Raw genomic sequence first — 13,139 nt, forward strand, 5'->3', positions numbered from 1 at the left:
CCTTTCTTCGTTTGTACAAAGATACGCAAAGAATCTTAATATGCAGGTAAAAAGGGGAAAGGAATAATATGTTTTTTTCAAAAGCCGATATGGGGTTGACGCGAAGGCAGGAAAAATGCGTCTTCCCCATATCGGCTTGCAAGTTAACGGGCGGTTTGCACTTCTCCGTACAAGGCGTTCACGATGGCACCTTTCTCGGCATTGAGTTTCCCGTACCGGTTGAGGTGTATGCCGCCGTTGTTTTTAATGTTCAGCGTGCCTCCGGATTTCACCAATACATCGGCATTTTGGATGGTGCCGCCGTCCACCTCCAGCGTTCCGCCTTCGAGTACATAAATCCGGTATCCGTCGCGCATCTGCAAGGTCTTGCCCGACGGGATTTTGAATGTGCCGGAGCGTACGATGATATCGTTGGTGAACGCGCCACCTCCCCATTCGGTGGATGAGGTGAGCACTTTCGGATCTTCATAATGGGGAATGTATTCCCCCGTGAATCCCGTGTCGAAACGGGAACGACCCCATTCTATGGCTGTAGATTTACCGTTCGTTTTCCAAGCATAGATATTGCCGCTTTTGTCGGCCGCAATGATTTCGTTTTTTCCGTCACCATCCACGTCCGACACGCAAACGCCATTGTCCATCTTGTCCGCAGTGGATAAAGGAAACCCTGTTATGTCCGTACCGTCATTATGCAGGGCGTATATCAAATTGTCCTGATGGAACACGATGTCAATGGCATCGTCGCCATCCACGTCAGCCAAAAGGGGACAAGTAAGGTTGATATAAGATTCTGTCAACAAGCCCGGCAGAGAACGGTTTATTAACAATTCGCCGGCATCAGACCATATTCGGACGCAATCATATCCTAACGCCACGACTTCCAATCGGCCGTCGCCGTTCACATCTCCCACACTCAAGGGATGCTCTATGCCGTTGCTTACATAAGGGATACAAGCAGGAGTGGAAGCATTACTGTCGAAATTCCCTACGCAAGAACCGTCTTGTCTGATGGCGTAAATGTAACTCAAATTAGTGTTTCTCGTAGTGACGAGTATTTCTTTCTCACCGTCGCCGTCCAAATCGCAAATCGTGGGGGAGCAGTTCAGCATCTGTCCCGGACGGGAGAAGAACGGGGAACGGAGATAAGGCTTACCGTCATGCTGCCATACGTATACATGTCCGTCGCTAGAGCCGCAAATGATTTCCTTGTAGCCGTCACCGTCAAGGTCGGCTACGGCCGGTTCTCCGAAAAAGTCGCCTGACAGATTGCCGAAACTTGCCTTTATGTTCCCATGGGCATCCATGATAACGATAGGCTTCTTTTCGAATTCACTTCTGAATACAATTTCCTTTTCACCTTTTCCGTCCGGTGCATCCACGTCTGTCACGACAGGTGGACGGTAGCAAGACATCATTCCTATGTTTGTCCTCCAAAGCATGTCAGGCAATTTGTCTCCGTCTTTGTCTAATGAAGAATAACATGTTACGTAGTCATCGCACTTATTATAATTGCGAGTCAATAAGATAATGTATTGCTCCCCATTTCCCAACAGGTCGGCCACCACCGGAGTGGCTTCCGCTTTCCATGGGATTTCGGCATAACCGCTGTACGAAGTGGCGTTTCCATCGAGGTCGTAAGGCTCTGTGCCGTCCGGACGGATAGCCACCACCATTCCTTCTGTACCCTCGTCCGTGTATCCCGTGAGGAATATCTCCTTCTGGCCGTCATAGTCGAAATCAGCCGTGTGCGCCTCACAAGTGTAATGCAGGCTTTTCCCCATGGAAAGCGGGAACATGCCCATGGTGGGGTAAATGGTCCACGCCCTGACGGCTTCGGACTTCTCCCCCTCTATATAGCCGGAAGTCAATGTGTTTAACTTGTAATAATATGTGGTCAAAGGGTCTAATCCCTCATCCTTATAATAACGAGTCGACACGGGATATTTGTTCTGTAGCACAAAGCCACCATCTTCCCGGTTGCTCCGGTATATATTGTACAGTTCTTCACTTCCCATCTTGTCCCAATACAGGCTGATGGAGTTGTTTCCCAATTCTGTATGTACTTTGGACAGGTCTATGGGAACGGCTTTTTCCGCGATGTCCGTTATGACACTGTCTTGTGCCACGCCTGCCGTGTAAAGAACGATTTTTAAAGGGATGGGATTCCCCGTCTTGTATTTGTTGGAAATATTTATAAAGGCTGTGGTGCTCGTGGCATTTCTTTTGTTTACCGTGGCTGTCGTAGTGTCTAAAGAAACGACGGAACATGTCATGTCCGAAGTTATGCCTTCTGTACGTTTGGCTACGGACAAGGTTACTTTTTCCCCTGCTTCGGGAATCAAATCCCCATCGGAAGTCCTTCGGATCATAATACGGAACAGTTTTTGCTTGTTCTGTTTCAAATCCACCTTGAACGTATCCACATTCACGGCATCAGTTCCCCGCCTGCTGATGGTCAGGTAGAAACATACGGCATTCCATTCATAGCGTCCTATTTCCGGGGCATCCTCGGCAATCTTGAAACTGAATTGTGTTTGTCCCGGTACCGGATAATATGTTCCGCTTACTTCCCCATAATATACGGAGTCGTTAATCATCGTGATGTAAGGGGAAGATGTGGATAACTTTGCCGTCACGTCGAAAGCCCTGTCTTTTCCGTCATTCTTCAGGCAGATGTCCAAATTCGCTGTTCCTCCAGTTCTTAAAGTTCCTGAAAAGTTTCGGATTTCTGCTATCGTGATCAAGTTCTCTTCCGGTCGTGAAACCGGAATTGATTTCTCAAAGGGAATATAATTGCGTGCGGTCACCGTCACTTTCATTTCTCCCGAAGTCTTCGGGTTGAAAGTGAAGCTGTGCGGTTTTGTGTCGTTTATCGTCACCACGGTGTATGCTTCCGCGTCTTTCATGAGGCAGACTGTGGCTTCTTCTCCTGCCGGAAGGTTCGTGATTTGCACTGTGATGGTGTTTGTTCCGGCTGCTATCTGCGTGGGTGTCACGTAGACTTCTAACTTTTGGGGCACGGCAGACCATACCGGCATTTCCGGGTCGCCTAAAAGGTGGAGGCGGTAATATTCATGTATGGTGGAAAAGTCATTGTAATTAATCATTTGGTTAAGAATTGTTCCTATATGATAAATATGTTTCCTATATAGTGCCGCTAAAAAGTTATTATATTGATAAGTTTCATCAGCATAACCATCATTTGCATTTCCAATAAAAGCCACAGCACCTCCCAAAGGATTCGTTAGGAAATGCTCTGCAATACAATCTTCTGTAAATTTTGCAGGCTTACATCCTCCTGAAATCATTATTAATGGATAATCTCCATTGATCAAATTATTCACATCCTGAATGTAAATACTTTCATGTTTGTCTTTGGAAGAAGCTCCCAATGCACGGGGATGGCTGTGATCCATGTGGTAGACAATATGGAAATGATCCAGTCCGGAGTCACCTCCGTCCTGAAGGGCAGAAAGAAAATGCTCTTTATTCAGTTCCTGTCCGGAATGATACATTGTCTTATCATGATGACGGGGGCAAGTGCAATTGTAATGGTCAAAAAGATACCACTTGGTGATTTGAGGATAATGGGAAAGATAACCATTGATGCTTTCTTTTCCGTCATTATAGAGCGAATCTTTAGATTCATCCTTGCTTATATATGCGGAAATAGCCAAATGATTCATTAAATATTCTGTGCTCACATTTTCCATTTTCTCATACATAAGTACTTTGTTAATAAAAGTCTTGGCTTCCTCTATATCCTCTACAGACGCACGTCCCAAATAACAAAGCCTATCCATATTCATACCATCGCCCGTTTCCTTATAAATATGATTTTTATTGGCATTCCAATCACTTTCTAAGTCTGTATAATAAGCGTCTGATGGATATTCTACATTTGAATAGATGTAACATCTTGCCGGAATGATATTGGTATCCCCTCCTAATAATACAAAAAGTCCGGCTCCCCACTTATGATAACATTCCTGTAAATAGGTATGTATCTTCTCTGCCAAATCCGAACCTTGGTATTCTTTCCCAATGCTTTCCACATCTTTAACCAATGTAGGTACACCTTTCTGCGTTTTCCAATCTGCAAGACGTTGGAACTCACCTTTCAACTTATTATTGGTAATGATTATATAGTCCGGAATTTGCTCTTGTATCACATCTATTGGCATGGAAGCAGATGCAACACGAGTTTGTACGTCCATTACTGCTTCCCCGACCAATTTTACTTTTGAGCTCGTAAAAACATCCACATCCTCTGGATTATCCACCATGGAACGAATTACTTTTTTAATGGCATTGGCTCGACGTACACTCTGTTTTTGTGATTGAACACCATCTACACCTACCATATCGTATCGTAAAACAAAATTCAAATGGCTAACAAATAGCTTTTGTGAAACCGGGTCATATTCTACCGGATGGAGTTGCACGGTGACCAAATGGTATCCCATCTCATTATAATCTGCCACAATTTGAGCTTTGATTTTAGGATAAACTTCCGTACCTTGATAAATAGAGGCATCCGGTTGTGTGAACTTCACTTCATCCTGTTTTTCGGTTATGGGAATAGGTGGTTGTACGGGATAAGGCATAAAGTTGCCATTTACAGCCATGCGATTTGATACTGAGGCCTCTACCCTAGTCAGTTTAGCTTCTAAAGGAACTACGTATGTTTTGAGAATGACAGGAAGTTCAGGAGCGCCGGCTTGTTGGATTTTATAATCTCCTCCGTTCCAACGGATCACATCATAACCGTCTTGTTTAGAAAAAGACAGGTCATTCACATTCACTTCGGCTTGTCCACTAATTTGTGCCCGGACAGCCATATATCCTGCCAAAAGCAGAAATATTAAAGGTATTATTCGTTTCATAACTCTATGGTATTAGTTTGACAGTTTCATTCGTTCCGTCTGCATATTTAATATGAGCAATGGTATAGGGTAAAAGAAGGAGATTTTTCTTTATGGAAAATTTAACATCTATTGCAGAACAACATAAGAACTTACGTCCTTGTATATCAAAAAGAGCCATGTCTTTTACACGACGTGGAAATTCCATTATGTAACTCTCCGGTAATTCGGAAATAATCACGCATGATTTTGCCGAACTAAAAGATACGGATGAGCCTTTTAATCGTTCAAGGCTTTTTATATCTCTAAACCGTTTCCAACCATTAGCTGTTTTATATTTTTCGATACTCTCTTCCGGTACGTAAAGGTTGCAAAAATCTCCTATAAAATTTCCATCACCAATTTTAGCAAAAGCCGGTGGGGTTTTGGCCTCACAAATAACAGAACCTATGTTATACTCACAGCCATTGGGATACATTTTATTTATAGCATATTCTGTCTTTATCTCCGGAAAAATATTTGAAAAAGCATAACTCCCAACAGAATCAAGACTTTTTGGAAGCACAATATTATTTTCTAAATACAAATGCTCGCCTCTATAGGCAGAAGAACCAATAATTTTTGTACCATCAGGTATGACAAGCTCTTTATCAGCAAACATTGGAGCTTTATAGGTGAAATAAAAAACAGTTTCCTTATCCTTAGAACATATTAAAGAGGTTGTCTCATTCTGTACATAAAAAAGTTCCGGATGATTTTGGGTTATGATAAATTTTGGTTTGGTGTTCTCATATTCACATATTCCCAAAAAAGGAAAGTTTCCGGTTACTTCACACACTCCCTTAAAGGCATAGTCCCCGATACATTCTATCATTTTCGGCAAAACCAAATAGAGTTCCATCGCTCCCAACGCACCCGCCGGGATAGTATCTATCTCCGCATCCCGCAAATCCAACGTATCGAGCAGCTCCAACAGCCCGCCACGCAGGAAAGCATAATCCTCGTCCAATAAAGTGCCCGTAACCGTCAGATGTTTCAGTGATTGTTTTTGTTCTTCCGTCAACAACGTTTCCAAGGCGTTTTCACCGGCATGTACAGTCACATGTGTTTCTGTGTTTTGGGCTTGCAGCCTGCATAGCATTGCCATGATGAACAAGGCAGGCAATAATATCCTTTTCATAGCTGTTTGTTTTTGTTCTACATTTCGTTTCATAACTCTATGGTATTAGTTTAATAGTTTCAGTGGTGCAATTGTCAAAGTACACACGTGCAATAGTATAGGGATTTATCAATTGGTTTCGGCTTATGGACAAAGTGTATGAATCAATAGTTTGTTTGGTAAATAATATCCCATTTGTACTGTACATTTCCATATAGATCGGCTTTTGGGTAAAAGTCAATTCATAAGAATCCGGCATGGCTACGACAGATATATTCTTTTTAAGGATTTGTTCATAGACGTGACTGGGAGGTTGCCCCATTGTTTCTATGGCACGAATATCTAATGCCCAGTTCCAACCGTCTGCTTGTTTGTATTTCTCGATGCTTACTTCGTGCACGTATAAATCAGAAATTTCCAATACACTATTTTTAAAAACATCTTTTCCTAATTTGGGCGGTTCAATAGCATAACATATTATTTCGGCTCCACTGCCATAACCTGTTGGGGCTGGACATTCTGTTTGTTCAAATGCACTGTCTCCAACGGAATCCAAAGATGCCGGAAGTATAAGTGTAAATGTCGGAAGGTGAAGATTCCTGAAAGCAGTTCCATGAATAATTTTCGTTCCTTCCTTAATCGTATATTTCCCTTCAACTCCTATATTCATATAATAAAAGATATTTCCATCCCATGAATATATAGAAGTATAGGTATTTGGTTGCCATTCTTCTGGAAATCTAAATGTTTCTGTCCTATAAGAATAATTATCATCACTTAATGTGACTTTTGTGTTATAAGAAGATGGAAATCGAGTAGAGTTTCCAAATGTAGGAAATTTTTCTGTCACTTCTAAACTGTAATACTTAGAAAATTGAGATAAGAAATTTGCTCCTATATGCTCTATGTTCATGGGTAGAACAAGATGAATCTTGTTAGGACTCGATGCCCATATATCTTCCGTCCTTATATCCGGCAACGTATCAATATTTGCAGCTCGTAAGTTCAATGTATCCAACTGTCCGTACAACCTTTCCCGAAGAAAGGTATAGTCTGCATCCAATAACGTTCCCGTGACCGTCAGGTATTTCACCGATTGTTTCTGTTCCTCCGTTAACAACGTTTCCAAGGCGTTTTCACCGGCATGTACGGTCACATGCGTACCGTTGCTTTCAGGTGCCTGTGCCATGCACAATCCTGTGCACAAGCAGCACGTCCATATTATCAATAACGTTTTCATAAGCTCCTCCCTACTTATTTAGTGATAATCATCCGCTTGGTGTCAATCACCTTGCCGTCGGCCACCAAAGCATAAAGGTACATTCCGGGGGCGAGGCTTCCGGCTTCAAGCGTCACGGAAGATTTACCCCTGTCCTGCAACGTCTTTTGGTCTATCTGCGTGCCGTTCAAGTCATAAATGTACAGGAATGCGGACTTCACGCTTTCCGGCAACGTGTAGCGCACCACTGTCGTTTGCGTGAAGGGGGTCGGGTCGTTTTGCTCCAATGCCGGGACATCCAATGCGTTGCCGCCGATGCCCGTTTCATTTCCGTTCCGGGCACGTACATTATAGGTCTGCGCCCCTTGCAACGATACCACTTGTGCGCGGAGTTCACTGACGGACTGCACCAAAAGCGGAATCATCTCCGTGTAGTTGATGCAAAGGTCTCCCTCCTGACTTTCATAGACCAGGTCCGGGTAGATCTCTTTCAGCATTCGGCATCCAGTCCGTAATGTGTTTTCTCCAATGCCTGCGCGTCTGTCACGGAACGGGGAGCTGCTGCCACGGTATCCCCCGATGCCGCAAAAGCCTGTGCCGCCTGTGGTTCGGACAGGTTGTATTGCACGGCGGTCAACTGCGAAAGTTTCTCTACCACTGACATGCTGTTCGTGGCATCGCTTTCAGCCGACAGGGGCATTACCGCCGAACGCCCCATCAAGGCGGAACGGGAAGCCGAGGGGGTCAGCACCGTACCGTAAATATTTCCTGTGGTACGGATGTCGCCCATAAAATAACCGACATAGCGACCGGGTACATTTATATCTACATTGTCTAATGTCCCGACTATGGCAGCTCCTCTTTGGTTGCCTCTCAAATTACCGTGTACGGCATAATTGTAGCCACTGGTGGAATTTCCGGCTTCACCAAATACTCCCCATGCCCTACCGCGTCCCAAAGGACTGCCATATATAGAGTAGCCTTTTATCCCTATATAGAATTGCCCTCCATCTACCCAATTATTACCTTCATTGGCTATAAGCCAAGTAGAATTGTTCGTAGGGACGCCTTCGCGTCTTACGTACAGGGCATGATTGTTAGAACGGATGTAAGTCTTATATCCCGTCCCTTTATTACTTGCATTTCCTCCCACGACCAACGCAGCCTCCGGTACCGCCGAGGATTGGATGCCTACATTGCCATTGGAATACATCTTGATTTGCGCCTGCAACCCGGAAAATACAAAACACACACCGATTAATGTAACTGACTTTTTCATGTTCATAAGGTGTTAAAAGGTTATACAATTAAATTTTTCGAAATTTAAGATGGTTCTATCAGGTATACAAATATTCTGTATTAAACTAAGTTAATCGGAGGAGACAAATGCAAGGTTTTCCGATATTTTTCTTATAGCGTAGGGTGAAAAGTTTGCGGGTACTTCCTTCGTGGTAAAGGAAGTACCCGCAAAAAAACGTTATAGAGGTTCGTGACCGAGGCTTTATTTCTTCACCTTGAAGATGACGAAGTTCTTGCCTTGGACGGTGGTTTTGATGACGTTGCCTTCTACGGCTGCCCATCCGTCCTGAGGAATGATGGCGTTCGGATGGTCCAATGTGTTGTCTAAGGTGTAGTCACTGCAATCCAAAGTAAGGGTTGAGGCGTTGCCTTCTATCTTCTTCAAGCCGTCGAATTTAATGTCCACGGTTTGCGCCTTATCCGTCGTGTTGATGACCTTCACGATATATTCGCCGGTGTTCTTGTCGAACACGGCACTGGTGAACAAGCCGTCCTCACCTTTGGGAGTGGGAGTGGCGAGCGTGGCCGGTACGACATTCGTCCCCATGTTCTTGGCATACATCTGCTGTACGTAGTAGCTTACGGACTTCACGCTGCGGAGATTGTCGAACCAAATCAGGTCGGGACGCCATTGCCAACCTTCCACGTGGGCAAAGAGCGGGGCGTATGTGGCCATGTGCACGATGTCGGCATTGCGTTCCAATGTGGTCATGAAGGCGGCTTCGTAAATGGAAGCACCTGCGTGGTTCCATTTCATGCGGTTGCCATGGTCGTGGCAGGCATATTCGCCGGCAAACACTTTCGGGCCGTTACGGTCGTAGTCGTCATAGCGGTTCATGCTGTTCTTGAACCAGTCCACCGGACGGTAGAAATGTTCGTCCACAAGGTCTACTTTCTGTTTCTTCATGTCTTCCCAACCGAGGTCGAACATCTTGCCTTCCGAGTCGGGACCGGACGAACCGATGATGAGGATTTCCGGATGGGCTTTGCGGACAGCCTCCACGAAGAATTTCAGGCGGTCGAAATAGAACTTGTCCCACTGTTCGTTTCCGATGCCTAAGTATTTCATGTTAAACGGTTCCGGATGTCCCATTTCCGCGCGCAGCTTTCCCCATTTCGTGTCGGTCGGACCGTTGGCGAACTCGATCAGGTCGAGGGCATCGTCGATGTAAGGTTTCAGGTCATCGGCATTGCAGGCCACGTGGGCTTTCTCATTGTCCCAATTCTGGTACTGGCAAGCCATGCCCACATTCAATACGGGAAGCGGGGCCGCACCGATTTCCTCGCTCAGCAGGAAGTATTCATAGAATCCCAAACCGTAGCTTTGGAAATAGTCCGGATAGTAACGGTTGGTAAAGGTCGACTCCCAGCGGTTCTTGTTGAGCGGCCGGTTTTCCACCGGTCCTACGGTGTTTTTCCACTGGTAGCGCGTTTCCAGGTTGGAACCTTCCACGATACAGCCGCCGGGGAAACGGAACACGCCCGGACGCATGTCATACAAGGCTTGTGCCAAATCCTTGCGCATGCCGTTCTCATGTCCCATCCAAGTGTCTACGGGGAAGAGGGACACATGTTCCAAATCCACGGTGCCTGTGCCCGAACGGTGCTGTGGATTGGAAAGGAAGATACGCAGGTTGGCTTTGGCGATGGTACGGTTGGATTTCATGACCATCGTGTATTTTTTCCATTCTTTCGAGTTGATGACCAAGTCCTGGCTGACAAATTGCTGTGCGTCATCCATCGTGTTCTGGTCGATGAACTGGACCATCAGCGTCACCGGCTTGCCGTCCGGCACGCGTGCCCATACGGAAAAACGGTATTCGGCATCTTTCTTCAGGCCGATGCCGAAGAAACCTTCGTTCTGTATGCCCGTCCACATGTCGCCATGTCCGGCACATCCCAAACGCACGTAATGCGGGTTCTTGTCGAAGGGGCCGTCATCCTGCAACGTGACGTTGCCGAACATTTTCCAACCCATGTAATGGTCGGGAGCAAATTCAAAAGAACGGTTCTTGACGAGTTCGGCATACAAGCCGCCGTCGGCTCCGAAGTTGATGTCTTCAAAGAACACGCCGTACATCGTGGGTTGTATTTCAGCCCCGATTTTCTTGGTCTGTACGGTCACGGTGTTGTCTTGTGCGTGAACCGTGTACGAAGTTGCCATGAGTGCTACACCTGCAAGCAGAGAGTTGATTTTCATGATACAATGGAACGTTAGTTAAATTAATAAATGATTTGTCGATGCGAAAATACTTATATTCTTTTAAAACCGCAACATCTTTTAAATGCTTTTTGTATTTTTGTTTTTAATTAGACAGAAAAGTGCTGAGGCTTTTTCGTGTGGGAAAATGTATGAAATGGAAATGGGATAAAAGGAGAACGGCGTGGGCGGCGACGGTAGGCATCATTTTGTGCGGATGCCTGCTTTTTTGGCCTGTTTCGGAAAAGGCATGCCGGGATGGCGTGGCAGAAGCCGTCACGGTGTCTTGGTATGAATTGGGAGTACCCGGAGGAGACACCTTGTATTTTAATGCCTTGCGCGCCGATTCCACGTTAACGGGGCTTTCTACGGAGCGTGAAACGGCAAAGTGTGAATTTCGGGCCAATGCCTTTTTCATTTCCTATTCCGGCCGTTTGCTGACGGCTGCTGATTCCGTGGCGAGACCGGAGCGGTTGAACCGTGAGGACTTGCTCCCTGCCTTGCAGAAAGAGGCACGGCTGTTGTCTGTGCGTTTGGCCGGTTTTCGGAGAATGTTGGAGGAAATGGAGTATTATGGCCGGACGCATTCGGTGGTGGACGAAGGATTTCATGAAGTCATGGCTCATAACGAATGGGTGAAGGCGCAGTGTGGAGAACTGGCACGTTGCAAGCAAGCTTTGGACAGGTTGCTGGCCGCAGGGGGAGAAGATGGGTATTTGCGTGAGGAGCGGACGTTGCGCATCCATGCGGAAACAGGCCGTGCAGCGGGTGGCGGGACGGTCGTTTGCCGACGGTTGGCGCAAAGGCCGGGAGGTCCGTCCGTGTGGCAGGCGGCAGGCGGTAAGTTGCCCGACGGTTGCCGTCGTTTCCGGTTGAATCCGTTTCCGTATGGTTGGTTTCATATCCTTTCGCCGTATTATACATGGTGGGGGCATTGGGGATGGCCGGGTGCAGCGTCCCGTAGGCAAAAAGCTGAAGCTTCGCCGGTGAGCATCCGGATGAAAGACGGTTGTCCGGAAATTCCTTTAATTCAGGGGGCTGAGGGTGCTCCTGTGTTCGGGTCTTGGAGGAATCTGAACGGTATGTGGGTCGGTGGCCGTTTTTATCCGGCTGTCGGGTTGTATGCCTTGAGTTTGTCCCATGCGTCTTGGCCGGAGTGTGTATGGGAAGATTTGAAAGCTTGGGTTTCCGGTTGGCGCACAGGGTTCCGTTTTGACTTTACCGGAGAAAAAGACGTGTCGGAAACAGGACCGGTCTACGGTACTTATACGCGTCGGGATACGCTGTTCTACGGACAGTTGGCCGGTGGCTTCCCGGAAGGTGAGGGGGTGATGCGTTATCCCGATGGCGGGGTGTACCGTGGCAGTTGGCATGCGGGCATCCGGAAAGGATACGGGGAGTATACCGACTCCTTGGGGCGCACGTACAGCGGATATTGGCGCGGGGATTCTTTGCGGCGCGGACGTCTTCGAGCAAAAGAGGGGACGTATGAAGGTCTCTTCAACCGACGGATGGAAGAGCATGGCGAGGGAGAGTTCACGGCGAACGACGGAGGGTACTATGTCGGGAAATGGAAGGACGGGCGGCGTGACGGCTTCGGCTTTTCAGTAGCTCCTCACGAGGTGGTCAAGTGCGGAGTGTGGGCGAAGGGACGGTTCCGGGGCGAACAAATGCTGTACCATTCGGAACGGATATACGGCATCGACATTTCCAAATACCAGCATGTGTACAAGCGGCGGGTGTACGGTATAGACTGGAGGAACCTACGCATTACACGTTTGGGGCATACGGCAGACCGGAATGCGTTGGGAGCGGTGGACTATCCGGTCTCTTTCGTGTACATCAAATCCACGGAGGGGCTGACGGTGTTTAATCCTTATTATACGCAGGATGTGCGTGCCGCACGCCGGTATGGATTTCCGGTCGGAGCCTATCACTTCTTTTCCACCCGTCCGGCGATGAGCCAGGCAGACTATTTCCTGAAGAAGTCCCGCTTGCGGAAAGGCGACCTTCCGCCGATGCTCGACGTGGAGCTGTCCGACAGGCGGATTGCGGCGATGGGAGGCCGTGACGTGCTGTTCCGTGAAATGCTAGTATGGTTGAAAGAGGTAGGTCGCCGGAGCGGCACCACACCTATTATATATGTGAGCCAGGATTTTGTCAATCGTTATATGCCGTTCGCGTCGGAAGAGTTGAAAGCCTATCCCGTATGGGTGGCCCGTTACGGGGAATACAAGCCATACGTGCATTTGCTCTACTGGCAGCTCTCGCCCGACGGCCGGGTCCGCGGTATCCAGGGTGATGTGGACATCGACGTATTCAATGGTTCGGAGGAACAGTTCAAGAGGTATTTGCGGACGCAAACCGTGAAGTGAACAGGGCTTTTGCCTTTACGGT

7 protein-coding genes are annotated in these 13,139 nt (G+C 47.1%); 1 reads left to right on the forward strand and 6 read right to left on the reverse strand.

The annotated features are described in order from the left end of the window. Window positions 1-143: 143 nt before the first annotated feature. The 6 genes from E0E47_RS13680 to E0E47_RS13700 all read right to left on the reverse strand — a co-directional run bounded on the left by E0E47_RS13680 (window position 144) and on the right by E0E47_RS13700 (window position 10,742). On the reverse strand, window positions 144-4,886 hold the full coding sequence (locus E0E47_RS13680; RefSeq protein ID WP_130893992.1) for a C25 family cysteine peptidase: 4,743 nt from the start codon (window positions 4,884-4,886) through the stop codon (window positions 144-146). 4 nt (window positions 4,887-4,890) lie between these two features. After that, window positions 4,891-6,078, reverse strand: a complete 1,188-nt coding sequence (locus tag E0E47_RS13685; RefSeq protein WP_008629644.1) for a leucine-rich repeat domain-containing protein — start codon at window positions 6,076-6,078, stop codon at window positions 4,891-4,893. A gap of 4 nt (window positions 6,079-6,082) precedes the next feature. Beyond that, the gene (locus tag E0E47_RS13690; RefSeq protein ID WP_008629645.1) at window positions 6,083-7,213 is read right to left on the reverse strand and encodes a hypothetical protein; all 1,131 of its coding nucleotides are present in this window, start codon (window positions 7,211-7,213) and stop codon (window positions 6,083-6,085) included. Window positions 7,214-7,278: 65 nt separating this feature from the next. Next, window positions 7,279-7,740, reverse strand: coding sequence for a T9SS type A sorting domain-containing protein (locus E0E47_RS17680; RefSeq protein ID WP_232038450.1), 462 nt, complete (start codon window positions 7,738-7,740; stop codon window positions 7,279-7,281). Then, complete coding sequence (locus tag E0E47_RS17685) at window positions 7,734-8,522, reverse strand: hypothetical protein (RefSeq protein WP_232038451.1); 789 nt, start codon at window positions 8,520-8,522, stop codon at window positions 7,734-7,736. The genes E0E47_RS17680 and E0E47_RS17685 overlap by 7 nt, the downstream gene beginning before the upstream one ends. A 222-nt stretch (window positions 8,523-8,744) precedes the next feature. Then, complete coding sequence (locus E0E47_RS13700; protein WP_008629648.1) at window positions 8,745-10,742, reverse strand: alpha-L-arabinofuranosidase C-terminal domain-containing protein; 1,998 nt, start codon at window positions 10,740-10,742, stop codon at window positions 8,745-8,747. Window positions 10,743-10,894: 152 nt separating this feature from the next. Here E0E47_RS13700 and E0E47_RS13705 point away from each other — a divergent pair, with 152 nt between their 5' ends. Beyond that, the gene (locus E0E47_RS13705; RefSeq protein ID WP_232038452.1) at window positions 10,895-13,117 is read left to right on the forward strand and encodes a GH25 family lysozyme; all 2,223 of its coding nucleotides are present in this window, start codon (window positions 10,895-10,897) and stop codon (window positions 13,115-13,117) included. Window positions 13,118-13,139 lie beyond the last annotated feature (22 nt).

Origin of the sequence: Paraprevotella xylaniphila YIT 11841, assembly GCF_900683745.1 — a bacterium.
In the GTDB taxonomy this organism is placed as follows: domain Bacteria; phylum Bacteroidota; class Bacteroidia; order Bacteroidales; family Bacteroidaceae; genus Paraprevotella; species Paraprevotella xylaniphila.